This window comes from Alsobacter soli (assembly GCF_003004785.1).
In the GTDB taxonomy this organism is placed as follows: domain Bacteria; phylum Pseudomonadota; class Alphaproteobacteria; order Rhizobiales; family Beijerinckiaceae; genus Alsobacter; species Alsobacter soli.
In genome coordinates this window covers 144,044-168,269 of record NZ_PVZS01000009.1, presented here as the reverse complement: position 1 = coordinate 168,269, position 24,226 = coordinate 144,044, and the positions used below count along the sequence as shown (strand labels likewise).

The 24,226-nt window shown below is 69.9% G+C and carries 21 protein-coding genes; 7 read left to right on the top strand and 14 right to left on the bottom strand.

Translation table 11 applies throughout. The features are described from left to right. Nucleotides 1-132 precede the first annotated feature (132 nt). The 5 genes from SLNSH_RS10390 to SLNSH_RS10370 all read right to left on the bottom strand — a co-directional run bounded on the left by SLNSH_RS10390 (nucleotide 133) and on the right by SLNSH_RS10370 (nucleotide 5,485). Nucleotides 133-1,179: a YcjF family protein gene (locus SLNSH_RS10390; RefSeq protein WP_106336741.1), complete on the bottom strand. Its 1,047-nt coding sequence runs from the start codon at nucleotides 1,177-1,179 to the stop codon at nucleotides 133-135. Continuing rightward, entirely contained in the window at nucleotides 1,176-2,633 is a 1,458-nt protein-coding gene (locus SLNSH_RS10385; RefSeq protein WP_106336739.1) for a YcjX family GTP-binding protein, read from the bottom strand. The genes SLNSH_RS10390 and SLNSH_RS10385 overlap by 4 nt, the downstream gene beginning before the upstream one ends. 71 nt (nucleotides 2,634-2,704) lie before the next feature. Beyond that, nucleotides 2,705-3,217 carry a SixA phosphatase family protein gene (locus SLNSH_RS10380; protein ID WP_106336737.1) on the bottom strand — a complete coding sequence of 171 codons (513 nt, stop codon included), beginning with the start codon at nucleotides 3,215-3,217 and terminating at the stop codon, nucleotides 2,705-2,707. Between the two features lie 45 nt (nucleotides 3,218-3,262). Next, complete coding sequence (locus tag SLNSH_RS10375) at nucleotides 3,263-4,108, bottom strand: AAA family ATPase (protein WP_106336836.1); 846 nt, start codon at nucleotides 4,106-4,108, stop codon at nucleotides 3,263-3,265. Nucleotides 4,109-4,228: 120 nt separating this feature from the next. After that, a complete protein-coding gene (locus tag SLNSH_RS10370) occupies nucleotides 4,229-5,485 on the bottom strand; it encodes a TIGR03862 family flavoprotein (protein ID WP_106336735.1) in 1,257 nt (418 codons plus the stop codon). Nucleotides 5,486-5,705: 220 nt separating this feature from the next. Between SLNSH_RS10370 and SLNSH_RS10365 the strand changes: the two genes are divergently transcribed. Together SLNSH_RS10365 and SLNSH_RS10360 are read left to right on the top strand one after the other, a co-directional pair. Continuing rightward, nucleotides 5,706-6,026, top strand: coding sequence for a hypothetical protein (locus SLNSH_RS10365; RefSeq protein WP_106336734.1), 321 nt, complete (start codon nucleotides 5,706-5,708; stop codon nucleotides 6,024-6,026). 31 nt (nucleotides 6,027-6,057) lie between these two features. After that, complete coding sequence (locus SLNSH_RS10360) at nucleotides 6,058-7,233, top strand: vWA domain-containing protein (RefSeq protein WP_106336732.1); 1,176 nt, start codon at nucleotides 6,058-6,060, stop codon at nucleotides 7,231-7,233. 33 nt (nucleotides 7,234-7,266) lie between these two features. On the opposite strand, the gene SLNSH_RS10355 is transcribed toward SLNSH_RS10360, so the two are convergent. Continuing rightward, nucleotides 7,267-7,599, bottom strand: a complete 333-nt coding sequence (locus SLNSH_RS10355; protein WP_106336730.1) for a four-helix bundle copper-binding protein — start codon at nucleotides 7,597-7,599, stop codon at nucleotides 7,267-7,269. Nucleotides 7,600-7,733: 134 nt separating this feature from the next. On the opposite strand from SLNSH_RS10355, the gene SLNSH_RS10350 reads away from it, so the two are divergent. Continuing rightward, nucleotides 7,734-8,309 carry a hypothetical protein gene (locus SLNSH_RS10350; protein WP_106336728.1) on the top strand — a complete coding sequence of 192 codons (576 nt, stop codon included), beginning with the start codon at nucleotides 7,734-7,736 and terminating at the stop codon, nucleotides 8,307-8,309. A 4-nt stretch (nucleotides 8,310-8,313) separates the two neighbouring features. Here the strand turns inward: SLNSH_RS10350 and SLNSH_RS10345 are convergent, their stop codons facing one another. Beyond that, nucleotides 8,314-8,757 carry a universal stress protein gene (locus SLNSH_RS10345; protein WP_106336726.1) on the bottom strand — a complete coding sequence of 148 codons (444 nt, stop codon included), beginning with the start codon at nucleotides 8,755-8,757 and terminating at the stop codon, nucleotides 8,314-8,316. A 169-nt stretch (nucleotides 8,758-8,926) separates the two neighbouring features. Between SLNSH_RS10345 and SLNSH_RS10340 the strand changes: the two genes are divergently transcribed. Next, entirely contained in the window at nucleotides 8,927-9,910 is a 984-nt protein-coding gene (locus SLNSH_RS10340; protein WP_210202498.1) for a tripartite tricarboxylate transporter substrate binding protein, read from the top strand. A 105-nt stretch (nucleotides 9,911-10,015) separates the two neighbouring features. Here SLNSH_RS10340 and SLNSH_RS10335 read toward each other — a convergent pair whose 3' ends face one another. The 3 genes from SLNSH_RS10335 to SLNSH_RS10325 all read right to left on the bottom strand — a co-directional run bounded on the left by SLNSH_RS10335 (nucleotide 10,016) and on the right by SLNSH_RS10325 (nucleotide 11,895). Then, nucleotides 10,016-11,065, bottom strand: coding sequence for an NAD(P)/FAD-dependent oxidoreductase (locus SLNSH_RS10335; protein WP_245422224.1), 1,050 nt, complete (start codon nucleotides 11,063-11,065; stop codon nucleotides 10,016-10,018). An 18-nt stretch (nucleotides 11,066-11,083) separates the two neighbouring features. Next, on the bottom strand, nucleotides 11,084-11,404 hold the full coding sequence (locus SLNSH_RS10330) for a 2Fe-2S iron-sulfur cluster-binding protein (RefSeq protein WP_106336722.1): 321 nt from the start codon (nucleotides 11,402-11,404) through the stop codon (nucleotides 11,084-11,086). 89 nt (nucleotides 11,405-11,493) lie between these two features. Beyond that, nucleotides 11,494-11,895, bottom strand: a complete 402-nt coding sequence (locus SLNSH_RS10325; RefSeq protein WP_106336721.1) for an Hpt domain-containing protein — start codon at nucleotides 11,893-11,895, stop codon at nucleotides 11,494-11,496. A gap of 434 nt (nucleotides 11,896-12,329) precedes the next feature. Here SLNSH_RS10325 and SLNSH_RS10320 point away from each other — a divergent pair, with 434 nt between their 5' ends. Continuing rightward, nucleotides 12,330-17,834 (top strand): apolipoprotein A-IV repeat region-like domain-containing protein, encoded by a 5,505-nt coding sequence (locus tag SLNSH_RS10320; RefSeq protein ID WP_106336719.1) that lies wholly within the window; start codon nucleotides 12,330-12,332, stop codon nucleotides 17,832-17,834. Nucleotides 17,835-18,048: 214 nt separating this feature from the next. On the opposite strand, the gene SLNSH_RS10315 is transcribed toward SLNSH_RS10320, so the two are convergent. The 4 genes from SLNSH_RS10315 to SLNSH_RS10300 all read right to left on the bottom strand — a co-directional run bounded on the left by SLNSH_RS10315 (nucleotide 18,049) and on the right by SLNSH_RS10300 (nucleotide 21,995). Next, nucleotides 18,049-18,660: an ABC-type transport auxiliary lipoprotein family protein gene (locus SLNSH_RS10315; RefSeq protein ID WP_106336717.1), complete on the bottom strand. Its 612-nt coding sequence runs from the start codon at nucleotides 18,658-18,660 to the stop codon at nucleotides 18,049-18,051. A 32-nt stretch (nucleotides 18,661-18,692) separates the two neighbouring features. Continuing rightward, nucleotides 18,693-20,012 carry an MlaD family protein gene (locus SLNSH_RS10310; protein ID WP_106336716.1) on the bottom strand — a complete coding sequence of 440 codons (1,320 nt, stop codon included), beginning with the start codon at nucleotides 20,010-20,012 and terminating at the stop codon, nucleotides 18,693-18,695. A 7-nt stretch (nucleotides 20,013-20,019) separates the two neighbouring features. Further along, on the bottom strand, nucleotides 20,020-20,736 hold the full coding sequence (locus SLNSH_RS10305; protein WP_196240236.1) for an ABC transporter ATP-binding protein: 717 nt from the start codon (nucleotides 20,734-20,736) through the stop codon (nucleotides 20,020-20,022). 125 nt (nucleotides 20,737-20,861) lie between these two features. Beyond that, nucleotides 20,862-21,995: an ABC transporter permease gene (locus SLNSH_RS10300; protein WP_196240235.1), complete on the bottom strand. Its 1,134-nt coding sequence runs from the start codon at nucleotides 21,993-21,995 to the stop codon at nucleotides 20,862-20,864. A gap of 221 nt (nucleotides 21,996-22,216) precedes the next feature. Between SLNSH_RS10300 and dgcA the strand changes: the two genes are divergently transcribed. Then, nucleotides 22,217-23,203 (top strand): N-acetyl-D-Glu racemase DgcA, encoded by a 987-nt coding sequence (dgcA, locus tag SLNSH_RS10295; protein ID WP_106336712.1) that lies wholly within the window; start codon nucleotides 22,217-22,219, stop codon nucleotides 23,201-23,203. Between the two features lie 110 nt (nucleotides 23,204-23,313). Next, nucleotides 23,314-24,165 carry a hypothetical protein gene (locus SLNSH_RS10290; RefSeq protein ID WP_106336710.1) on the top strand — a complete coding sequence of 284 codons (852 nt, stop codon included), beginning with the start codon at nucleotides 23,314-23,316 and terminating at the stop codon, nucleotides 24,163-24,165. Nucleotides 24,166-24,226 lie beyond the last annotated feature (61 nt).

Below are 24,226 nucleotides of genomic sequence, written 5' to 3'. Positions count from 1 at the left end.
TCTGGTTGACGCGACCTTCTGTCGTGCAACCAGCATCGCAACCGCCATGCCAAAACATGGCAATAATCAAATCAAGAACTTACGGGATAGGGCCGCTTTCAACCGGGCAGAACCGGCGCGTGGCCGACTCCGCTAATCGGCAGCTTTTGCCGGGGCGCGCTCCAACAGGAAGCCGGCCACGTCCCGGATGGTCGGGGCAGGCCGGTCCGCGAAGGGCAGCGGCCGACACACGGCGATGGCCGACAGGCCCACGCGCGCCGTCAGCAACCCGTTGAGGACGCCCTCCCCCAGCTTGGCCGAGAGCCGGGCCGCGATGCCGTGCCCCAGCACCTGCTGGACGAGGCTGTCGCCCATGGCTATGCCTCCTGTCACCGCCAGGTGACCCGCCACGGCCCTCACCAGCCGGATGGAGCCCAGGAACCCCGGCCGGCCGCCGTAGATCTCCGACACCCGGCGCACCAGCCGCAGCGCCTGGGCGGCGACGAACAGCACGTCCACCAGCGCCTTTGGCGACACGGCGGTGACGATCGACACCCGCCGCGCCGCCGCGGCCACGGCCGCACGCGCCTCCGTGTCGAGCGCGCCGAGAAGTTCGCGCTCCGCCACCCGGATCAGGTCGGCGCCATCGATGATGTCGGTCGCGGTCTCCTCGATCCGCGCCCGGCCACGCGCCGTCTCCGGCCGCGCAGCGTAGAGCGCCTTGAGAGCGGCGATCACCGCCCTGCCCTCGCGGGCGTCGTCCGAGGCGAGCGCCGCCTCAGCCCGCATCTTCAGCTTCCCGATGGAGCGCCCGCGCCAGATGGAACGGACCTCCCGCAGCACCAGCGCGAGCAGCGCCACGCCGGCCAGGACGGCCAGGCCGAGCGCCAGGGCGCCCAGGGTCGGGTTGTCCGCCAGGAGGCCGGCCACGAACCGCTCCACAGCGACGCCGATCCAGAGCGTCAGCAGGCCTCCAGCCGCGCTGGCGAAGAGACCGCCCCAGCCGAACACCCGCCGGCCGAGGCCGAGCTCGGCCTCATGCTCCTCGATGGCCTCCTCGACCACAGCTTCCTCGAATACGGCCTCGTCATCCGTGTCGCGGATCGCCACCGCCGTGGGCGGCGGCTCCTCGCCGGCGGGGGCCGGGCCGAGCCGCACATTGGGGTCGTCGAGCCGGAAGGCGCGGGGCGTCTTGGTCATGCGAGGCGATCCCCGAGCAGGAATTCGAGGGCCCGGTCCAGCCGGATATGCGGCAGCACGCCGGCCCGTCCGTCCGCCCCCGTGGCCGCCGCCGGCGGCCGGAACCGCACGAAGCGCAGGCCATAGTCGGCCTCCCCGGCCCGGGCGAGCGCCTTCGCGGGATCCTCCGGCAGCTCGCCCGGGAACACCGCCGCTTCCGTTTCCCCGTCAAAGCGCTCGCCGCCGATCACCTCGCCGGCGAGCGGCGTGCCCACGATGGCGGCCAACTCCTCCCGGCCCTGCCGCACCTGCGCCTCGCGCGTCGCGCGGATGCTCGCGATGGCGGCCACGTCGACCCTGGCGCCGAGCCCCTCGGCGCGCCGCTTGGCGCGGTCCACCAGCAGAGCCAGCACAGCCTCCAGGCGGTCATGGCTGGTGTGGTGCAGATGGTCCGCCTTGGTGGCCGCGAACAGGACGCGGTCGATCCGCGGGCTGACCAGGCTCGACAGGATGGTGTTGCGCCCCGTCCGGAACGACAGCAGCACGTCGTCAAGCGCCTTCTCCAGGTCGGCCACCGCAGCCGGCCCGGCGTTCAGCGCCGCCATGGCGTCCACCAGCACGATCTGCCGGTCCAGCCGGGCGAAATGGTCACGGAAGAACGGCCGCACCACGTGCGAGCGATAGGCCTCGTAGCGTCGCGCCATCACGGCGGCGAGCGAGCCCGCCGGCGGCTCCTTGCCTCCCGGAAGGTCCAGCGGCGCGAAGGTGAGCGCCGGGGATCCGGCGAGGTCGCCCGGCATCAGAAAGCGCCCGGGCGGCAGGGCCGAGAAGGACAGCGGCTCGATCCGCGCCGCCGCCAGCGCCCCCTTGAACAGGTCGGAGAGTTTTCGCGCCGTCGTTTCGTCCGCGGGCTGGCCCGGGTCGAGGGCCCCCAGCGCCTCGATGAACGCTTGAGAGCCCTCCCGCCGCGCCGGATGGCGGCACGCCGCCACCGCCTCGGCGGACCACTCGGCGTAAGTCTTGGAGAGCAACGACAGGTCGAGCAGCCACTCGCCCGGGTAATCCACGATGTCGAGCGTCAGCGTGCGCGGCCCGGACACCCAGCCCGCGGCGCTCTCGTATTCGATGACGAGCCGCAGCTCGGCGATACGGCTGGTGGATTCTGGCCAGCGCCGGTCCGCGCCCGACAGGGCCGCCAGATGGTCCTCATAGGCGAAGCGCGGCACCGCGTCGTCGGGCTGGTGCTCCAGGGTGACCTTGCGGATGCGCCCCTGGGCGTAGGCCCGGAAAACCGGCAGCCGCGCCCCGCGCAGCAGCGCATGCACCAGGGCTGTGATGAACACGGTCTTGCCCGAGCGCGACAGCCCGGTGACGCCGAGCCGCAGCGTCGGCCGCGCCAGGCCCCCCAGGCTGTCCACCAGCGACTGCGCCGCAATGCGCGCCTCGAAGGCGAAATCGGAAAAGGAGGGAGGCACGTGGCAGGCGGGTCCGGAATGGCGGGCGACCGCTTATGTGGGGCCGACCCGCCCCGATGTCGAGCGCGCGCTCAATCCCCCGCCGACCCGGGCGCGACGAAGCGGTCCAGCCGCCCCTGTCCGAAGTCCACCTCTCGCCAGTCGTCTACGGGGAAATCCACCACGGCCATCGCCGAAGTTGGAAAGCCCGCCCGCATGCGGGAGAAGGCGTAGCGGTCGCCGTGGCCCACCAGGCGACGGGCGAACTCGGCCATCCCCGGATTGTGCCCCACGATGGCCGCCGTGCGCACCTTCGGGTCGGTGTCACGAACCACCGCCAGCAGGTCTTCCGCCTCCGCCTCGTAGATGCGCGGGTCCTGCTTGACCGGCGTGTCGCCGAGCGCCTTGGCCGCCTGCTCCCAGGTCTGCCGGGTGCGCAGCGAAGGCGACACCAGCGCCACGTCGGGCAGCAGGTGCTCCTCGGCCATGTAGCGGCCCGACGCCGCGGCGTCCCCGAACCCGCGCTCGTTCAGAGCCCGGTCGAAATCCGGCGCCGCATGGTGCGGCACGGCCTTGGCGTGGCGGAAGATGATCAGACGGCGCAAGGCGCCCTCCCCTGTTTCTTGTTCTCTTGTTGTTGTCTCTTGCTCTCACCGCCCCTCGCGCCGCGCCATGAAGGCGATGCGCTCGAAGAGGTGGACGTCCTGCTCGTTCTTGAGAAGCGCGCCGTGCAGTGGGGGGATGAGCTTCTTGGGATCCCGCTCCAGCAGGGTCTCCGGCCCGATGTCCTCCGACAGCAGCAGCTTCAGCCAGTCCAGCAGCTCGGACGTGGACGGCTTTTTCTTGATGCCGGGAACCTCCCGCACCTCGAAGAACACGCGCAGCGCCTCGGCCACGAGCCGCTTCTTGATGCCGGGAAAATGCACGTCGACGATCTGCTCCATCGTCTCGGCGTCCGGGAACTTGATATAGTGGAAGAAGCAGCGGCGCAGGAAGGCGTCCGGCAGCTCCTTCTCGTTGTTCGAGGTGATCACCACGATCGGCCGCTTGGCCGCCCGGATGGTCTCGCCCGTCTCGTAGACGTGGAACTCCATGCGGTCGAGTTCGAGCAGAAGATCGTTCGGAAACTCGATATCCGCCTTGTCGATCTCGTCGATCAGCAGCACCGGCCGCTGGTCGCTCTCGAACGCCTCCCAGAGCTTGCCCTTGCGGATGTAGTTCTTGATGTCGCTGACCCGCGGGTCGCCGAGCTGGCTATCGCGCAGGCGGGAGACCGCGTCATACTCGTAGAGCCCCTGGTGCGCCTTGGTGGTGGACTTCACGTGCCAGGTGATCATCGGAGCGCCGAGCGCGCGGGCGATCTCCTCGGCCAGCACGGTCTTGCCCGTGCCGGGCTCGCCCTTCACAAGCAGCGGCCGCTGCAGCGTGATGGCGGCGTTGACGGCGACCTTCAGGTCCTCGGTGGCGACGTAGTTCTCGGTTCCGGAAAAGCGCATGCGGGTCCGCTCGGGCTGGAGGTCCGGCTGCCCGGACGCGTTGCGGGCGAACTTAGCGCATTTGCGCGGCATGGGGAGATGGGCGCGAGCTTTCTCCGCTCTGACCCTGGCGATACCGCCTCAGCCTCCAAGGCCCAATCGCCGCAAAGCGCCCTGCCCCGCCGCCACGCCGGTCGCGAAGCAGGCCTGCAGCAGGTAGCCGCCCGTCGGAGCCTCCCAGTCCAGCATCTCGCCGGCCGCGAAGATCCCCGGCAGGCGCTTGATCATCAGGGCCTCGTCCAGTTCGTCGAGCGCGATGCCGCCCGCCGTCGAGATGGCGCGCTCCAGGCCGGCCACGCCCGTGAGCCGCAGCGGAACGCCCTTGATCGCCCGCGCGAGCGACAATGGCTCTCGCGAAAGGCTCACGCCATGCGCTTCTCGAACCAGCCCCGCCGCAACCGGCGAGAGCCCGGCCGCCTTGCGCAGCACGTTGGCGAGGGACTGCCCCGGCTTCGATGCGCCTATGCGCGCGGCGAGCTCGGTGTCCTTCGCATCGGGCTTGAGGTCGAGCCACAGCGTCGTGGGCCCGCCCTTGTCCAGCGAGTCCCGCAGGGCCGCGGACAAGGCATAGACAGCTCCGCCTTCGATCCCGGTCCGGCTCACCACCGCCTCGCCGCGAATACGGCGGCGCGCGAAGGTGAAGGCCGCGCCCTTGACCGGCTCCCCCGCGAAGCGGTCCCGGAACACGTCGGACCACGCAACCGTGAAGCCGCTATTCGCAGGCCGAAGCGGCGCGACGGCGACGCCTCGCCCCTGCAGGATCCCGGCCCAGCCTCCGTCCGAGCCCAGGCGCGGCCAGCTCGCGCCGCCCAGCGCCAGCACCGTCGCGTCCGCCGCGACGGCTTCGCGGCCTTCGGGGCCGTCGAACAGCAGTTGGCCCTCCCCATCCCACCCCAGCCACCGGCGCCGGAGGGCGACGCGCACGCCGCGTCCTTCAAGCCGCCGCAGCCAAGCCCGCAGCAAGGGCGAGGCCTTGAGAACGCGTGGAAACACGCGTCCGCTCGAGCCCACGAACATATCCTGCCCCAGCCCCTCCGCCCAGGCCCGCAACGCCTCGGGCGGAAACACCTCGACGATCGGCCGCAGCCGCGGCGCGGCCTCGCCGTAGCGGGCCAGGAAGCCCTCCAGCGGCTCGCTGTGCGTCAGGTTGAGGCCGCCCCGCCCCGCCATCAGAAACTTGCGCCCGAGCGACGGCATGCGGTCGTAGACCGTCACGGCGACGCCCCCGCCAGCCGCGGACGCGATTGTCTCGGCCGCCATCAGCCCCGCCGGCCCCCCGCCGATGATGGCGACGGTGCGGCTAGATCGGCTCGGGGTCGACGAAAGATCGCGTGTCATGCGCCCTGCGTAGTGACCCAGGACGGCCTCGACAAGCTCTCTCCGTCATGGCCGGGCTTGTCCCGGCCGTCCACGCCTCAGCCGCCCGCGCAGATGCCCGGGCCAAGCCCGGGGATGACGGCGAACAAGGCGCACGGGATCGGCGTGCGATCCGCTTCCGGCCCCGCCGCCTTGAAAAGCCCGCCTCCCCGGCCCACCTTGCGGCGGAGAGGAGCCCATCGTGATCCGCTTGCTGATCAGCGACCGTTCAGGAACCCGCGTGGGACAGCTTCCGCGCTGGGCTGTTGGGCTCGGCCTGGCTGCGCTCGCCGGCCTCGGCCTGCTCATCGCCGTGATCGGCTTCAGCCTAGTTCTGCTGCTCGCCCCCGTGGTGCTGGCCGCCGGGGCGATCGCACGCTGGCCCCTTCGCAAGGTCTTCCGCGAAATGGAGGCCGCTCAGGCCTCCGCCGCATCCGCCTTCGACCGCCGCCCGCCGCCTCCGCGCGACGTGATCGAAGGCGAGTACCGGGTGATCGAGGAGCCGCGCGCCGGACCCCGGTGACGCCGGGCGGGCGCCGCCCTATGCTCCTCCCATGCTCCTGACGTTCTTCACCAATCTCCGCGCCGCCAAGGTCCCGTGCACGCTCCGGGAATACCTGCTGCTCCTTGAGGCGCTGGAGGCGGATCTCGCCGACAAGTCGGTGGAGGACTTCTACTACCTGTCCCGCGCCTGCCTGGTGAAGGACGAGCGCAATCTCGACAAGTTCGACCGGGTCTTCGGCCAGACCTTCAAGGGCGTCGTCACCCTGGGCGAAGCGGTCGAGGAGACCGGAATTCCCGAAGAGTGGCTTCGCAAGCTCGCCGAGAAATATCTGACCGACGAGGAGAAAGCCCAGATCCAGGCGCTCGGCTGGGACAAGCTGTGGGAGGCCCTCCAGGAGCGGCTCAAGGAGCAGAAGGGCCGCCACCAGGGTGGGAACAAGTGGATCGGAACCGCCGGAACCTCGCCCTTTGGCGCCTACGGGTACAACCCGGAGGGCATCCGCATCGGCCAGGACAAGAACCGCAATTTCCGGGCGGTGAAGGTCTGGGATCGCCGCGAGTACAAGGACCTGGACGACACGGTCGAACTCGGCGCCCGCAACATCAAGGTCGCGCTGCGCCGCCTGCGCAAGTTCGCCCGCACCGGCGCGGCGGAGGAGCTGGACCTCGACGCCACCATCAAGGAGACGGCCTCCCACGGCTATCTGGACGTCCAGATGCGCCCCGAGCGCCGCAACGCCGTGAAGGTGCTGCTGTTCTTCGACGTGGGCGGCTCGATGGACTGGCACGTCGAGCAGGTGGAGCAGCTGTTCTCGGCCGCCAAGACCGAGTTCAAGCACATGGACTACTTCTACTTCCACAACTGCCTGTACGAGGGCGTTTGGAAAACGAACCGTCGCCGGCGCGAGGAGCAGACGCCCACCTGGGACGTCATCCGCACCTACCCGTCGGACTACCGCGTGGTGTTCGTCGGCGACGCGTCCATGAGTCCCTACGAGGTCGCCATGCCGGGCGGCGCCGTGGAGCACTGGAACGAGGAAGCCGGCCAGGTGTGGCTCCAGCGCGTGCTGGACCACTTCCCCCGCACGATCTGGCTGAACCCCGTGCCCAAGAACCACTGGGGCTACACCCACTCCATCCAGATGATCAAGGACCTGATGGGCCAGCGCATGTTTCCGCTGACCCTTGAAGGCCTCGACGGCGCCATGCGGGAACTGGCGCGGTGAACGCCGAATAGCTTCAGGCGCGAGCCCGGCGGCTCACGCGGCCATGCGACCGCAGCTTTCGGCGCACCTTCGGCAGGCGTCCACGCAGTCCTGCATGTCGCCGACGTCCTCGCAGCTCTTCGCGCACTCGCGGCAAATCTCAGCGCATTCGCGGCAGACATGCGGATGGTGGCTCGAGTTCATGATCATGAAGTCCGCGGCCGTCTGGCAGATGGTGGCGCAGGCCATCATGATCTTCACGTGCTCAGGCGCGAGGTGCTTCCCGCCGGCCTCTAGGCAGTGGGTCATCAGCATGCCGAGGCATGATTCATGGCAGCGCACGCAGTTGTCGACACATTCGCGCATCTCGCCCGTAAGGTGGTGCATGGCGGTCTCCTTGGCTCGGGGGATGACCGGCCAACGGTGACCTCCCGGAAGGGTTCCGCGGGACGGCTGACGGTTCGCCTCTTGCAATCGAGCCGCCGGGGCCCGAGAACGGCGGCGGCAACCGGAACGGCCCCATGCGCGACGACGCTCCCCTCGGCTACGCTCACCGACCCAAGCCGTTCGGCTTCGAGGTGAGCTATCGGTTGGATCCCGACGCGCTCTTCGTCGACACGGGCCGCAAGCAGGAGAACATCCCCTACGCGGCGATCGCCTCCGCCCGGCTCGCCTACGCGCCCACGAACTTCACGACCAAGGGGTACCGTCTCACGCTGGGTCTCAAGGACGGCCGCACGCTCAAGGTCGGCAACCTGTCCTGGAAGACGTTCTTTGAGTACGACCGGCAGGACGGGCGCTACACGCCCTTCGTTCGCGCGCTCCTGAAGCGCGCGGCGGCCGCCAACCCCCGCCTCGCCTGCCGCGTGGGGACCCCGCCCTTCCTGTGGGGCCTGAGCGCCGCCGCCGGGGCGTTGATTGTCGCCGGCCTGATCGCGATGGGCGTCCTGGCGATCCAGCGCAACGGCCTCACGGCCGCTGCGCTGCTGGTGCTCTTCGTGGCCCCGCTCGGCTGGCAGGTCCACGCCATGGTGACCCGAAACTGGCCGGGCGACTTCCGCCCCGACGCGCCGCCGGAGCGGGTTCTGCCGGGCTGAACTCTCAGGCCTTGGCCGGCTGCGGCTCGCGGACGACCAGCACCGAGGACTCCGCGTGGCGGACGATGGTGGAGGCGTTGGATCCCAGCAGGTAGGTCGCCATCCCGGGCCGGTGCGAGCCGACCACGATCAGGTCCGCCCCGATCTTCTTCGCCTCGGCGAGCACCTCGTTGTACACCGCGCCCATGCGAACCGCCGTGGTCACCTTGCCCTCGGTCAGGCGGATGGTGGCTGCCAGTTCGGCCAGCTTTTTCTCGGCGTCGGACTGCTGCTCCTCGTCGAAGGACGGCGGCACGTACTCCATGAAGGTGACGGGCAGGATGGAGCGCACATAGACGAGCGCCAGCGTGCCGCCGGTGACGTTGGCCAGCGCCACCGCCTTGTCGAGCGCTGGGCGGGCGATGTCGACTTCCGCAAGATCGACGGGGACCAGAATCGTCTTGAACATCGGGGGGCTCCTCTTCGAACGACTTGCGTCAGTTTAAGCGGGATCGCATCCGTTTCATTGCGAGAGGTCAAGCCCGTGTGCCTTGTTCAAGGGCGCATGGACATCCCGGCCCGGCGCCGCCTACCATTCCGCATCGGCCCGCGAAGAGGCCGCCGGGAGGATGACCTTCATGACGACGAACATGGACCGTCGGGCGCTGCTGCTTGCGGCGGCCGCCCTGGCGGCCGGCGCTTCCGCGCCGGCTTTTGCTGAGGAAGGCTGGCCGAAGGGCCGGCAACTGCGCCTCGTGGTGCCTTTCCCGCCTGGCGGGGCTACCGACGTGGTGGGACGCATTGTGGCTGACAAGCTCGGCCAGATCTGGGGACAGACGATCGTCGTCGAGAACCGCGCTGGCGCGGGCGGCAACATCGGCAACGAGGTCGTCGCCAAGGCGGAGCCGAACGGCGACACCCTGCTCGTCGGCACCGTGGGCATGGCCACGAACCAGTTCCTCTACCCCAAGCTCAACTATGATCCGGTGGGCGACTTCGCCCCGATCAGCCTTCTGGCGATGGTGCCCAACCTGCTGGTCGTGTCGAAGGGCCTTCCGGTGAACTCGGTCCAGGAACTCATCGCCTACGCCAAGGCCAATCCCGGGAAGCTGAATTACGGCTCGTCCGGCGTCGGCACCTCGATCCACCTGTCGGGCGAGCTGTTCCAGCGCATGACCGGCACGAAGATGGTGCATGTGCCCTATCGCGGCAGCGCCCAGGCCACCCAGGACCTGATCGCCGGGCGGCTCGACCTGATGTTCGACAACATTTCCCAAGCCTTGCCGCACGCCAAGGCGGGGTCCACCAAGGCGCTGGCCATCACCACCGGCAAGCGCTCGCCGGTGACGCCCGAATACGAGACCGTGTCGGCGACCGTGCCAGGCTTCGACGTGTCCTCCTGGTTCGCCTTCTTCATGCATCGGAAGACGCCGCCCGCCATTCTGGACAAGGTCGCCGCTGCCACCCGCGCGGCCGTCGCGGATCCGGGCGTGCAGGAGCGTCTGAAGGCGACGGGCGCCATCCCGGTCGGTGGCGCGCCCGAGGAACTGGAGGCCTTCATGGCGAGCGAAGTGAAGACCTGGGGCGCGGTGATCAAGGAGGCGAACATCAAGGCGGATTGAGAGCCGGCCTCTCCCGCGCCACAAGCAGCGCGGCGTCGCAGGCAGGGGTCGAATGTCGTCGTCCTGAACTGCGATGTCGCCGCGCTGCAGTGATCCCGGCGCCCTTCAGGCCACGCCGAGCTTGCGCTGCAGCTTGGTGGACGAGGTGGTGTACTGGAACGTCAGCTTCCGGTCCGGATAGACGTAGCGGTGCGCCTTCTGCGCCGCGAGGGCCGCCTCGTGGAAGCCGGACAGGATCAGCTTCAGCTTGCCCGGATAGGTGTTGATGTCGCCGATGGCGAACACCCCTGGGGTGGAGGCCTCGAACTTCTCCGTGTCGACCGGGATCAGGTTTTCGTGCAGGTTCAGGCCCCAGCCCGCGACTGGGCCCAGCTTCATGGTGAGGCCGAAGAACGGCAGCATGGCGTCGCACGGGATCTCGAACACGGTCCCGTCCGGGCCCCGGCAGATCGCCGCGGAAAGCCACCCGTCCGCGCCCTTGAGGCCCGTCACCTGCCCGACGCGCAGGTCCATCGCGCCCTGGGCCACGAGCGCGCGCATCTTTTCGACGCTGTGAGGGGCGGCGCGGAACTCGTCCCGCCGGTGCATCAAGGTGACCCGCTGGGCCACGGGCTGCAGGTTCAGCGTCCAGTCGAGCGCGGAGTCGCCGCCGCCGACGATCAACACCGCGCGCCCGCGCAGCGCCTCCATGCGGCGCACGGCGTAGAAGACGCTGTGCTCCTCATAGGCTTCGATGCCGGCGATGGGCGGCTTCTTGGGCTGGAACGAGCCGCCCCCTGCCGCGATCACCACCGCCTTGCAGTGGAGCTCCCGGGCCGCGTCCGTCACCACGCGGAAGCGCGGCTGCTCGGGCGTTCCCAGCGCTTCCAGCTCGGTCACCATCTGGCCGAGGTGGAAGGTCGGCTGGAACGGCTCGATCTGCTTCAGGAGATTGTCGACGAGCCCCTGCCCCGTGATCACCGGGAATCCCGGGATGTCGTAGATGGGCTTCTCGGGGTAAAGCTCCGCGCACTGCCCGCCTGGCTTGGGCAGGATGTCGATGACATGGGCGCGGATGTCGAGCAGGCCCAGCTCGAACACGGCGAAAAGCCCCACCGGTCCGGCTCCCACGATGACGACGTCTGTCTCGATCATCTCGAAGGCCGCCGTCGTCATCGCCTGTCTCCTGCGGCGCTACGCCTGCCGCTCCGGGGTTCGCACCACCAGGCCGTCCAGCTCCGGCCTCACCTTGATCTGGCACGAGAGGCGGGAATTCGGCCGGACGTCGTAGGCGAAATCCAGCATGTCCTCCTCCATGGAGGATGGGGCGCCGACCTTTTCGGTCCAGGCCTCGTCCACATAGACATGGCAGGTCGCGCAGGCGCAGGCGCCGCCGCACTCGGCCTCGATGCCGGGAACGCCGTTGCGCACGGCGTTCTCCATCACCGTCGAGCCGTCCTGGGCGTCAACCGTGCGCGAGGCGCCTTCGTAATCGACAAAGGTGATCTTGGTCATCCGGATCTCGGGTCCACATGCGGGAGCGCCGCCTAAGGCGGACACGCGCCTACTTAGGACAGTCGGGTGGCTTTGGCGAGATCCGGCGCCTACAGGCCGCCGGCCCGGGACACCTGCAGCCGGGCTGCGATCACGGCGCGGGCCTCGGCGACGGCCGCATGCAGGCCGGCCAGGGCCTCCAGCACGGAGTCCTCGTCGGCTTCCGCTGCGAGCATCTCGACCCGGTGCGCCTGCGCCGCCACCGCGAAGGCGCCGACCGCCCGGGCCGCCCCCTTCAGGAGGTGCGCTGCGTCCGTGCGCGTCTGTGCGTCCGCAGCCTCCCGAACCGCGCGCAGCACGTCATTCGATTGCTCGAAGAACATCCCGAGCACCTCGCGCGCCAGGTCATCGTCGCCCATGGTCTGGGCTGACAGATGGCGCAGATCCAGGATGGCCGGAGCTTCCGCGTCCGGGCCCGCATCCTGCCGCAACGCCGTGCCTGCGCCGAACATGCCGTTTCCCTTCTGGTGAGGGCGCCCAATCGGGAGCGCGGAGAAAAGTGTGTGGCGCCGGAAGCTTTCCACAAGCTTCATCGTGAGGAGGATTTTGGCGCCAAGGTGTCCAAGTTTTCGCCGGGTCGACTACCCAATGGTTGTAGAGGGGCCCCAACTGCGGCTGAATAGACGTTCTGTAACTCTCGCCTTGCGCCTTGTCACGCTTCATGGTGAATCAGCCGTTAACGACGTTTGGTGAGAGACGTCGAGGCTGGGTTTCCATGGGCAAGGCCTCCCATTAGAGTGCGGCTTGGTTAACCGACCCCGAAGAAATGGGCTGGCTGACCGCCGCGAGAGGCGCCATGCGCAACTCGCGCAGGCCGCGTGCGCGACGGCCTGCGCCGGTTGGCATGGAAGCGGCTGCGTGACGCGTACCGGATGCGAGGCTCCTGATGGCTACCCAACCCAAGGTCAACGACCCCACCGAGGCGGCCCTTTCGGCGATCGAAGAGGCGCTGAACCTCACGGGTTCGCCCCCCGCCGGGAAGCCTCGCGAGCCCGAGGAGGGCAGGACCACGACGGACGCCACCGATCCGATCGGCCCCAAGCTGCCCGCCGTCAACGACGCGGAGATCTTCCCCGAGGTGAAGATCGAGAAGCCTCGCGACCGGGCCCGGCCCTCCCGCGAGCAGGCGGACGCCCGCCGGCCCGAGCCCGGCCGCCCGGCCAATGACGACCGCCGCGCCGTCGGCGAGATCCTGCAGGCCCTGCAAGTTCGGCCGTCGCGCAGCGCCTTTGTGTTCGCCACGCTCGCCTCCCTGGCGTGGCTCGGCGTGTTCGGCGCCTACGCGGCCAGCCGATGGGCTGCGCTCGGCGGCGCCGACGCGACCTTCTCGCAGCGGCTCATGACCCCGGAGGCCGGCCTGGGCGCCTTCGCCGCGCTCGCGCCGGTGATCGTGTTCTTCGTCCTGGCCTCGCTGGCGGCTCGCGCCCAGGAGATGCGCCTCGTCGCGCGCTCCATGACCCAGGTCGCCATTCGATTGGCCGAGCCCGAGACGGTGTCGGCTGAGGGCGTGGTGAGCCTGTCCCAGGCGATCCGCCGCGAGGTCGCCGCCATGGGCGACGGCATTGAACGGGCGCTCGCCCGCGCCGGCGAGCTCGAGACCCTGGTGCACTCGGAGATCGCCACCCTCGAGCGCGCCTATGGCGAGAACGAGATCCGCATCCGTTCGCTGATCGACGAGCTGGTCGTCCAGCGCGAGGCCATCCTGTCCAACGCCGAGCGTGTGCGCTCCTCCATCACGAGCTCGCACGAGTCCCTGCGCGACGAGCTGGTCGCGACGGCGGCCCGCATCTCCGAGGAGGTCGGCGAGGCCGGCGCCCGGGTCACCCAGTCCTTCGGAAGCAAGGCCGAGGAAATCAGCGCCATCCTCTCCCGCACGGGCGAGCGGATGGTGGAGGAGATCGCCACCAAGGGCGAGAGCCTTATCACCCGCCTGTCCTCCACCACGGACGACGTCAGCGGCCGCCTCTCGGAGGCGACCGCCTCTGTCACCGAGACGCTGGGCGCCAAGGCCCGCGAGATCACGGACGGCCTCGCCGCCACGGGTGAGCAGCTCACCGGCCAGATCGCCGAGCGCGCCGCGCTCGTGTCCCGGTCGCTGGAGGACACCAGCGAGACTCTGCGGGCTACCCTGTCCGAGGGATCCGAGAAGGTCACCCGCATCATCGCCGAGACCGGCGCCGGCGTGACGGACGCCATCGCCGCCCGCGCGCTGGAGGTCAACGAGACCCTGCGCAACACCGGCGAGACGCTCGTGGCCGACCTCGGCTCCCGCGGCGACGCCGTGGCCGAGCGCATCGAGAGCACCGGGGCCCGCATCGCCGAGACGATCACGACCCGTGGCGACGCCCTCGCCGGCCAGCTCGCCGCGACCGGCGACCGCATCCACGAGGCGGTCAACGTCAACGGCCAGGCCCTCGAGCAGTCGCTCGCGAAGACCGGCGAGGCGATCGCCGCCCTGATCGCCGAGCGCGTCGCGGCCACCCGCGAGGCTTTCGAGACCAGCGCCGAGAAACTGCAGACCACCCTTGCCGAGCGGACGGCGGAATCCGAGCGCGTGTTCACGAGCAGCGCCGAGTCTGCCGTGCTCGCCCTCGCGTCCCGCGCGGAGCAGACGGAAGCCTCCTTTGCGGAGCGCGCCCAGGCCATCGCCGAAACCCTCGCGGCCCACGCCGCGGAGGCCCAGGCCGGTATGGCGTCCAGCTCCGAGGCGGTCGCCCGCACCCTGGCGAGCCGCACGGCGGAGGCCGAGCGCGTCTTCTCCGAGGCCGCCGAGGGCCTGGGCCGCGCGCTGGACGAGCGCGCCAGCGCCACCCAGCAGGCCCTTGCCTCGAGCGCCGACCGCATCGGCCGCGCCATCAGCGAGCACGCCGGCGAGGCCGACTCTGTCCTGGCCGCCCGCGCTCGCGAGATCGCCGACATGCTGGCGAGCCGCACGGGCGAGACCCGGGAGGTGTTTGAGCAGACCACCGAAGCAGTTCTGGGCGTTCTCGCCGCCCGCGCCGCCGAGACCCAGACGGCCTTCGCCGAGCATGGCGAGGCCCTGCAGGCGCGCATCGCCGGGATCGCCCGCGACGCCGTCATGGCCGTCGCCACCCAGAGCTCGCGCATCAACGACGCCCTGGCGCGCAACGCCGACCAGCTGCTCCAGGCCATCACCGAGCGTGGCGGCGAGGTGTCCCGCGCCATGGCCGGGACGCTCAGCGCCTTCGAGGAAACAGTCATCATCCGCGGCGGCAGCCTCAACGACCGTCTGGCCGGCCATCTGTCATCCTTCGAGGACACGGTCGCGCGCCGCGGCCAGGCCCTGGAGCAGACGCTCGGCGAGCGGATCGGCGCCTTCCAGACGATCCTGGGGGAGGTCGAAGCCAAGCTCGACGAGGTGTTCACCGCCCGCGTCGGCGCCTTCGAGGGCGCCATGCAGGACCGCGCTGCGGCGCTGCAGCAGGCGCTCGACTCCGCCTTCGCCGGCTTCGAGGGCTCGGTGCTGGAGCGCGGCTCCAGCCTCGCCACCACCCTCACCACGCGCCTGGAAGGCTTCGAGCAGGCCGTCCTTGGACGTGGCGGGGAGATCGCCGAGCGCATCGGCTCCGACGCCCGCGCCTTCACGCAGGCCGTCGAGGCCCGCCTGGGCCAGGTGGAGTCGCTCTTCGGCGAGCAGGGGGAGACCCTCGCCAACCGTGTCTCCGTCCGCGCCGAGCAAGCCGCCCGCGAGTTGCAGCAGCAGATCGAGGCCTACGAGGTCAAGACGGCCGCCTCGGGCGTCAACGTCGCCCGCACCCTCGACAGCATCTTCGCCCGCATCGACCAGGGACTGGACGCCCGCGCCAAGGCGCTCACCGAGACGCTCGCCGCCCGCACGCTGGAGATCGCCCAGCTGCTCGGCGTCGGCGGCAAGGACATCGCCCGGGCCATCGATTCCAAGATCGAGACCATCGAAGGCGCCTTCGTGGCTCGCTCGGAGGCTCTCACGCAGACTCTCACCGCCAAGGCCGAGCTTATCAACGCGACGCTCGGCCAGCAGGCCTCCGCCATCGCGGAGACGCTGGACGGCCGCGTGGCCCGCTTCGAGGAGCGCGTCGTCAACCGTCTCGACAGCGTGAGCGCCATGCTGGACGAGCGCGCCCGCACCTTCGGCGAGACGCTTACCGGCGGCGCCACCTCCGTCACGGCCGCGCTTGGCGACCGCACGGAGGAGCTTACGGCGCTCTTCGCCAACTCGACCCGCCAGCTGGGCGAGATCATGACCACCGGCGTCACGGCCGTGAACGCCGCCCTGGGCTCCCGGACGTCGGAGATCGCCTCGGTCATCGCCGGCGCGGCGCGCTCGCTCGACGGCGCCCTGGCCTCCGGCGCCGACCGGATCGCCCAGGCCGTGGACGGCCGCTCCGGCGAGATCGTCGGCGTCATCGAAACCTCCGCCAATCGCCTGGAGCAGGTGCTCGCCACCGGATCGGACGCCGTCTCCGCCTCCTTCGGCGATCGCACGGCCGAGCTGTCGCGGCTCTTCGACGAGCGCGGTCGCGAACTCGTCGAGCAGATCGGCTCGCAGGCGGACGAGGCCTCGACCCGCCTGTCCCGCGTCGGCGACGAGACGACCCGCGGCTTGGCCCAGGTCGGCGACGCCGTGCTTCGCACGCTGGAAAGCCGCAGCTCGGCCATGGTCGACCTGCTGCGCGAGCGTGGCGACGCCCTGGCCAACGCCCTGGCGGAGTCCACGAGCGCCCTCGAGACGGTTCTCGGCGAGAGCGCCTCGCGCTCTGTGGCGGAACTGTCCGGCGTGCATCAGCGCCTCCAGTCCGAGATCAACGGCAGCCTGGCGCGCCTTGCGGAAACCAACGCGCTGCTCGGATCCGCCATCACCGGCGCGGGCGAGAACCTGGGCAACCTGGAATCCGATCTCGGCGCCCGCATGATCGCGCTTCGCGACACGCTGAACGCCATCACCTCGGAAACCAGCGCGGTGTCCGACAAGGCGGCCGAACAGGTCGAGGCCCTGCGCGGCCTCGCCTCCGGCGCCCTGCGTGAGGCCGCCGGCCTGTTCCAGCGCCTGGACGAGCAGAGCCGCACGGTCGCCTCCTCCACCCAGGAGCACGCCCGCGCGCTCGCCAACGTGGCCGTCATGCTGGAGGACGTGGAGGGTCGCGTGAGCTCGGCCATCGACGCTCGCCGCGCCGCCCTCGAGGAGGCGGTCGGGGCCATCACGGGCCGCTCGGAGGAGGTCGAATACGTCACCCGCACCTTCAGGGCGCTGGTGGAGGACTCGCTCAAGGCGGCCGAGGATCGCGCCCGCCAGGTCGGGCAGGTGCTGAACGACTCCAGCCAGAACGCGGCCGCTGCGGTCGGCGAGCAGTTCGAGACGCTCCGCATGGCCACCGCCAAGGAGCGCGAGCGCACAGCCGCCGCGCTGCGCGCCACCTACGAGCAGGTCATGTCCGACCTAGGTGGCGCCCTCACGGCCGCCACGGAACGGTTCCGCGAGGCCGCGGAGGACATGCGCACCCTCAGCGCCTCCGTTCAGCAAGAGCTCGAGTCCACCCGCGCCGAAGTCCGCCGCGGCGTGCTGGAGTTGCCGAAGGAGACGCAGGAGTCCGCCGCCGCCATGCGGCGCGTCGTCAGCGACCAGATCCGCGCGCTCAACGAGCTCACCGCCTTGGTGGCCCGTTCGGATCGTGGAATGGACGTGTCCCGCCCCGGCGCGCGCGCCGAGGAGGAGCCGGCGGCCCGCCGCGTCAATGGCGCCGCAGCGCCCGAGGCGCCCCCGCTGCCGCTCCGCGCGCCCGAGGCGCCGCGTCGGGCTCCTGAGCCGCCGCCCGCGGCCGCACGTCCGAGTGTGCTGGTGACCCCCCCGCCCCGCCGCGAGGAGACGGCCCCGCAGCCGCGCGCCGCGCAGCCGGCCGCCAAGGCGGCGGAGCTGCCGCGCGAGGCCCTGTCGAGCCGGGCCAGCGCCGGCTGGCTGTCAGAGCTCCTGGCGCGCGCCTCGGTCGATGACGAGCCGGAGCCGGCCCGCAAGCCGGAGCCTCGCTCCGGTGGGTCGCGCGGCCAGTCGGGAGCGGCGGACTCGCTGGGCGCCCTGTCCACCGACATCGCCCGCATGATCGACCATGACGAGGCCGTGGACCTCTGGGACCGCTACACCAAGGGCGAACGCAACGTGTTCAGCCGGCGCATCTACACGCCGCAGGGCCAGGAGCGCTTCGACGAGTTCCGGCGCCGCTACCGTCGTGACTCGGAGTTCCGCGAGACGGTGGACGCCTACGTCCAGAAGTTCGAGGAACTGCTGCGGGAAGTGGCCCCGGGCGACCGCAACCAGGCCCTGACGCGCTCGGTGCTGACGTCGGACGAGGGCAAGGTGTACACGATCCTCGCCCACGCCGCCGGCAAGTTCGACTGACGAGCGCACCCGCTCCGCCTTCCCGGCGCGCCAAGCGCCGGGAAGCCGATCCAGCGAATGAGCTCAGTTCCAACCGGCGAACACGGCGCGCGTGCCCGCTGGATCCCCTCCCCTCAGCGGCTTCGCCCCTTCGGCGGGGGATGGCGCCGATGAGAAACGAAAGGCCCGGGATCGCTCCCGGGCCTTTTTCGCTTTCAGAACGAATGGCTACGCCTCAGTGCGCCCAGCGCACCACGTCCGCGAACACCTTGGTGGCCGCCTGGTCAAGCGCGAGGGCGGCTGACTTGCCCGACACTTCCGCAAGCGGGACAGCGCCCTTGAACACCCGCGAGGCGACGATCTTGCCGGAGTTGTTGTTGATCGTCTTGACGGAGAGCTCGACCACCGCCTGGGCGCCGCCATCCACGCGCACGCCAAAGAAGCGGATCTCGGTCTGCAGCAGCGTGTCCGGGTTGACGCCAACGCCCGTCCGGGCAACGGCGCGCCCATGGTTTTCGAACGCCTCGACCAGCCGGGTCTGCAGAAGCCGGGGCAGCCGATCCGACCATTGGACCCCGCCGATATTGCTTACTGAACCATCATTCGCGCGAACGATGATGCGGTCTGACTCGAGCGGCTGCAGCGCTGTGGGCTCGGCCACCACCAGTTGCGTGCGCCCGGGCGTCTGCCGCGCTGCGCCAACCGGGGCGGTCAGGTCATAGACCTGCGAGGGCGTCGAGCTGCCGCATCCGGCAAGCCCGAGGCACCCGGCCCCCACCGCCAGGGCCGCGGCGAACAGAGGCGCGCGACGCGATCGCGCGGGGGAAGGACAGTCACGGGAAGGCATGGAACGGGGTCGCCTCAGGCAAGTGGGCGTCCTCACGGACGGCCCCGGTATTCGGGAAGGGACGGCTTGCTACCGAAGATCAGCTGCTGCGGGTTCTGCTGGAAATTGCGCAGGGTGCGGTTGAGCTCGCCCAGGGTCTGCCGGCCTTCCGTCGCGAGCGACTGGTAGTCGCGCAGCGCCGGTCCGGTCACCCGGTTGATGCCGGCCGTGATCTCGGCCGTGCGCTTGTCCAGGTTGTCGGCGAGCACGCGCACCGACCGCGCCATGTCTCCGATGCTGCCGAGCGCCGCCTTGGTGTCGTCGGAGCCCAGGAACGTCCGGACGCTGGCGAGCACGCTGTCCACCTGGTCGGCGGACTTGTTGAGCTTGGCCGTGAGCTCCCGCGCGTTCTTGATGATCTCGTCGACCTGCTTGCTGTTGTTGCCGAGCGAGGCCGTGAATTTCTCGACGCTGTCGACCGAGCGCTGGATCTTGTCCGGATCCACGGCGCGCAGGGTCCGGCTCGCGTCGGCGAGCACGCCGTCGAGCTTCACGGAACTGTCGTTCAGGCGGCCCGCCAGCGTGGCGGCGTCGCGCAGGAAGGTGGCGATGTGCTCCTTCTCGCCCGCCACCGTCGCGGTGATCTGCTGCAGGTTGGAGACGACCTTGTTCACGTCGTCCGGGTTCACCGCCTTGACGACGTTCTCGACGGTGCCGGTGAGCCGCTGCAGGTCCACGGAGAGCGCCGCGATCCGGTCGGCCGCCGCGCCCGTGGAGGACAGGAACTTGTTCACCCCGTCGGAATTCGACGCAAGCGCGCCGGAGAACTTCTCGACGTTCTTGACGGTCGCGTTGATGGAGCCCTGGTTCTCGGACAGGATCTGGTCGGCGCGGCCGAGCACGTCGTCCGCCTTCTTTGCCAGCCGCTGAGCGCTCTCCAGCAGATCCTGGAAGTCGGACCGGTCGGCGTAGATCACCGGCGGCTGCCCGGGCTCCCTGCTCTCCAGCTTGGCGCTGTTCGGCCCGCCGCCCGACAGCTGGATGGAAGCCACGCCGGTGAGGCCCTGGAACTCCAGTCGCGCGCGCGTGTCCACGTTCACGGGCGTGTTGGCGTCGATCTCCACGCGCGCCACCACCTTGCTGGGGTCGTTCGGCTGCAACTGGATCGACGTCACCTCGCCCACCCGCAGGCCGTTGTAGAGCACCTGCCCGCCGCGCGAGAGGCCGGACACGGAGCCGCTGAACACGATGCGATAGGTGGCGAGCTTGGTCCCCGCGTCCTTGCCCGAGAACCAGAACACGAAGCCGAACGCGGCGGTGAGCACCGCCAGCGTGAACAACCCGATGAGCGCGTAGTTGGCGCGCGTTTCCATGCCCGGCTTACCTTCCTGCCCCGGCTTCGGCCGTCAGGTGACGGGCCCGCTCGCCGTGGAAATAAGAACGCAACCAGGGGTGGTCGGACTTCAACATCGTCTCGATGGGCCCCGCCGCAATGACCCGCCCGTCCGCGAGCGCCGCGATGCGGTCGCAAGCCGAATAAAGGCTGCCGAGATCGTGGGTTACCATGAAGACCGTGAGTCCCAAAGTCTTCTGTAGGGTTGCGATCAGTTGGTCAAAGTCTTGCGCGCCGATGGGGTCGAGACCCGACGTCGGTTCGTCGAGAAAGACGATCTCGGGATCAAGCGAGAGGGCGCGCGCCAGCGCCACTCTCTTGATCATGCCGCCCGACAGCTCCGACGGATAGCGGTCCGCCACTTCAGGCTTCAGACCCACCAGCTCGAGCTTGAGCAGCGCGAGCTCGTCCATCAGCTCCTGCGACAGCTTGAGGTGCTCGCGCATGGGCACCTGGACGTTCTGGCGCACGGTGAGCGACGAGAACAGCGCGCCCTGCTGGAACAGCACGCCCCAGCGGCGTTCCATCGCCTTGCGCGCCTCGGGAGTCAGATTGTCCACGTCCTGGCCGAAGACCTTGATGGTCCCGCGGCGCTTCGGCACCAGGCCGAGGATGGTGCGGGTGAGAACCGACTTGCCCGTGCCCGACGCACCCACGAAGCCCAGGATCTCGCCGCGATACACGTCCAGGCTGAGCCCGTTCATGATCACCTTGTCGCCGAAGCCCACGACGAGATCGCGGACCTCGATCACGACTTCCCGGTCGGGCGCGCCGTTGGGGCGTCCGGTCGGCGCGGCGACGGGGGGAACGGGGGCGTCCACGGGCTCGCTCAATAGTTGATGGACGCAAAGAACATGGCGAAGAGGCCGTCCACCACGATCACCATGAAGATGGCTTTCACCACTGACGAGGTGACCTGACGTCCCAGGGACTCGGCGCTGCCCTTCACCGCCATGCCCTCGATGCAGGCGATCATCCCGATCACCAGCGCCATGAACGGCGCCTTGATGATGCCCACCATGAAGGTGTTGAACGCGATCGCGCTGCGAAGCCGTCCCAGGAACACCTCCTGGCTGATCCCCCCGTAGATCCAGGACACCACCCCGCCGCCGAACAGGCCCGCGAGGTTGGACAGGAACGTCAGGATGGGCAGCGCGACGATGAGCGCCAGGATGCGGGGCGCCACCAGCACTTCGATGGGGTCCAACCCCATCACGCGCAGGGCGTCGATCTCTTCCCGCATCTTCATGGAGCCGATCTCGGCCGTGAAGGCGGACCCGGAGCGGCCGGCGATCATGATGGACGTGAGCAGCACGCCCAGTTCGCGAAGGGTCAGGATTCCGATCAGGTCCACCACGAAGGGCGTCGCGCCGAAGCGCCGAAGCTGGAAGATGCCCTGCTGGGCGACGATGCAGCCCACGAGAAAGGAGATCAGCGTGATGATGGGCACGCTGCGGAAGCCCACCGCCTCGAGGTGGAACACCATCGAGGTGATTCGGAATCGGCGGGGATTCACGAGCATCCGCCCGAACGCCGCGACCAGCGAGCCCAGGAAGCTCACGCCCCCGACCAGGTCCCGCCCGGCGCCCACGACGGTGCCGCCCACGTCGGACAGAATGTCCACGACGGCGGAATGCTGCACCGGGGCTTTCAGCCCAAACTCGTGGTAGGCGACCTCATGCAGCAGGATCCGCTTGGGCTCGTCGAGCCCCACGAAGCCGGCCTCCTGCCCGCGAGCCACGATCTCGGATCGCGCCCTGTCCAGCACCCAGGCGCCGAGCGTGTCGAGTCTCTCCACGGCCGAAAGATCGAGCAGCACGCGTTCGGCGCCCTGCGCCTCGGCTGTCAGCTTCGACGCGCCCGCCTCGACCGCGGCGGCCTGGTCGGACGTCCAGCGCCCGATGAAGCGCATGCGCGCCTCTGCGCCGTTGCGCTCGACCACCACGTTCGCGACAGGATCCATAACCGCCCGGTTCATGCGCGCCTGATTCAGGCGCATGCTTGGTTCTAACGATGATACAACCTCACGGGAATGGATGCGCGGCGGCTTCTAAGCGTTTTCCCTGAGGTGTGACCCGCAGGCGCCAGCCGGTTGCAGCATCTTCCGCGTGTATGCCCAGGCGGCGTCCGATTGCCCCCGGACGCCGGGCGCGCTACTCCGGACGGATCAACGCTGAGGTCACGATGTCACGCACCCTCGCCGTCGCTGTCGAAAGCTTCCCGATCGCGGGGACCTTCACCATCGCGCGCGGGTCGCGCACGGAGGCTGTGGTGGTCACCGCGACGATCGAGGATGGCCCCGCGCGCGGCCGCGGCGAGTGCGTGCCCTACGCCCGCTATGGCGAGAGCGTCGACAGCGTCGTGGCGCAGATCGAGGCCGCCCGGGCCTTTGTCGAAGAGGGTGGGGACCGCCATGCCCTGCTCGCCCATATGCCGGCCGGCGCGGCCCGCAACGCGATCGACTGCGCGCTGTGGGACCTTGAATCCAAGATCGCAGGGGTTCCCGCCCATGTCCTGGCCGGCTTGGACCGCATCGCCCCCGCGACTACCTGCTTCACCATCAGCCTGGGCGCGCCCGAGGCCATGCGGGAGGCCGCCGTGAAGGCGGCCGATCGGCCGATCCTGAAGGTCAAGCTCGGCGGCGGGGCGGACGACCCCGCCCGCATCGCCGCCGTGCGCCAAGGCGCCCCCGAGGCGCTGCTCGTGGTGGACGCCAACGAGGGCTGGCGCGAGGACGACCTGGCCCGGCAGCTCGCCGCCTGCCATCACGAGGGCGTCGCCCTAATCGAGCAGCCGCTGCCCGCCGCAGACGACGCCGCCCTTACCGCCTTCGACAGCCCGATCCCACTTTGCGCCGACGAAAGCGCCCACGGCATCGACCATCTCGCCGCCGTGGCCGAGCGCTATGACGCCATCAACATCAAGCTCGACAAGACGGGCGGCCTCACCGCGGCGCTGGAACTGGCCAGGGCGGCGCGCGCGGCCGGCCTCGACATCATGGTCGGCTGCATGGTGGGAACGTCCCTCGCCATGGCCCCCGCCACGCTGCTGACGCCGTTCGCCCGCTATGTCGACCTGGACGGCCCCCTGCTGCTCGCCAGGGATCGCGAGCACGGGCTCCGCTACGAGGGCGGCCTAGTCTTCCCGCCCTCCCCTGCTCTCTGGGGCTGACGTTCCGCCATTTCTGGGCGAAACCGCGGCTGGCCCCTTGAGGGCCGGCTGCCGGAATGGTGGTGTTGGGTTGCAGGGCTGCGGAATGATTCGCGCCCGGATCAAGCGCCATGGCCGACACCCCGCAAACGCCGCTCAGCTCCGACGACTACGAGGCCATCGAGGCCGCCGTGATGGAGACCTCCCGCGGCCGCTGGTTCCTGGCCGAATACGCCCGGCGCAACAGGCACGCCGAGACCGAGCGGCTGCTGCAATCCCTGAACCGGATCGAACGCGCCGTTTCGTCCCGCGACGCGCAGGCGCCGGACGCCGCCGCTGTCCTGGGCGTGCAACGCGACCTGGCCGATATCGCCGACAAGATCGCCCGGACGAGGCAGGACATAGCCCAGTCGGTGGCGGAAGCGGTCGGCTCCGGCAAGGCGCCGCCGCCGGAAAAGGCCTTCGACGAACTCGTCGCCATGGCCGAGCAGGCCGACACGGATGCGTTCGAGGCGGCCGAACAGATCCAGGAGATCGCCTGGTCCCTGCGCGAAAGCGCCGAAAACCCGGAAGTCGCGGGCGTCCTCGACGACCTCGATCGTCACGCGCTCGATGTCTACCGCGCAACCAACCGCCACACCGTGGCGACCACGCGCGTGCGCTCGATTCTCACCGTCCTGCGCGGCATTGAGGCGCGGATCCAGGCGATGCTCGGGGCCGACCAGAGGGCCTCTCGCCCGCCGGCGCCCGCCTTGCCGCCGGCGTCGACCGCCGCCCGGGCCGACATCGCCTTCGCCGAGCAGCATCCATTAGGCGCGCGCATAGCCCAGCGGCCGAGCCCGCCTCCCGTCCTGGAGAAGCCCAAGGCCCCACCGGCGCAGCAGCCCCTGGCCCCCGCGTCGCCGGCCGAGGGTTCGCGCGCGGCCGCTTTCGCGGCCATCGACGCCCTGTCCCAGGAGCAGAAGCTCGCCCTGTTCGCTTGAGCGCAGCCATGCGCTCTCCGTGACGCGGACGCGCGCGAGGGCCGTTTGCCGCAGGGATGCA

Coding starts and splice junctions, on each gene's coding strand:
- SLNSH_RS10390 (WP_106336741.1), bottom strand. CDS start 1,179: ATGACCAAGACGCCCCGCGCCTTCCGGCTCGACGACCCCAATGTGCGG.
- SLNSH_RS10375 (WP_106336836.1), bottom strand. CDS start 4,108: ATGCGCTTTTCCGGAACCGAGAACTACGTCGCCACCGAGGACCTGAAG.
- SLNSH_RS10370 (WP_106336735.1), bottom strand. CDS start 5,485: ATGACACGCGATCTTTCGTCGACCCCGAGCCGATCTAGCCGCACCGTC.
- SLNSH_RS10360 (WP_106336732.1), top strand. CDS start 6,058: ATGCTCCTGACGTTCTTCACCAATCTCCGCGCCGCCAAGGTCCCGTGC.
- SLNSH_RS10355 (WP_106336730.1), bottom strand. CDS start 7,599: ATGCACCACCTTACGGGCGAGATGCGCGAATGTGTCGACAACTGCGTG.
- SLNSH_RS10350 (WP_106336728.1), top strand. CDS start 7,734: ATGCGCGACGACGCTCCCCTCGGCTACGCTCACCGACCCAAGCCGTTC.
- SLNSH_RS10345 (WP_106336726.1), bottom strand. CDS start 8,757: ATGTTCAAGACGATTCTGGTCCCCGTCGATCTTGCGGAAGTCGACATC.
- SLNSH_RS10340 (WP_210202498.1), top strand. CDS start 8,927: ATGACGACGAACATGGACCGTCGGGCGCTGCTGCTTGCGGCGGCCGCC.
- SLNSH_RS10335 (WP_245422224.1), bottom strand. CDS start 11,065: ATGACGACGGCGGCCTTCGAGATGATCGAGACAGACGTCGTCATCGTG.
- SLNSH_RS10330 (WP_106336722.1), bottom strand. CDS start 11,404: ATGACCAAGATCACCTTTGTCGATTACGAAGGCGCCTCGCGCACGGTT.
- SLNSH_RS10325 (WP_106336721.1), bottom strand. CDS start 11,895: ATGTTCGGCGCAGGCACGGCGTTGCGGCAGGATGCGGGCCCGGACGCG.
- SLNSH_RS10320 (WP_106336719.1), top strand. CDS start 12,330: ATGGCTACCCAACCCAAGGTCAACGACCCCACCGAGGCGGCCCTTTCG.
- SLNSH_RS10315 (WP_106336717.1), bottom strand. CDS start 18,660: ATGCCTTCCCGTGACTGTCCTTCCCCCGCGCGATCGCGTCGCGCGCCT.
- SLNSH_RS10310 (WP_106336716.1), bottom strand. CDS start 20,012: ATGGAAACGCGCGCCAACTACGCGCTCATCGGGTTGTTCACGCTGGCG.
- SLNSH_RS10305 (WP_196240236.1), bottom strand. CDS start 20,736: ATGAACGGGCTCAGCCTGGACGTGTATCGCGGCGAGATCCTGGGCTTC.
- SLNSH_RS10300 (WP_196240235.1), bottom strand. CDS start 21,995: ATGGATCCTGTCGCGAACGTGGTGGTCGAGCGCAACGGCGCAGAGGCG.
- dgcA (WP_106336712.1), top strand. CDS start 22,217: ATGTCACGCACCCTCGCCGTCGCTGTCGAAAGCTTCCCGATCGCGGGG.
- SLNSH_RS10290 (WP_106336710.1), top strand. CDS start 23,314: ATGGCCGACACCCCGCAAACGCCGCTCAGCTCCGACGACTACGAGGCC.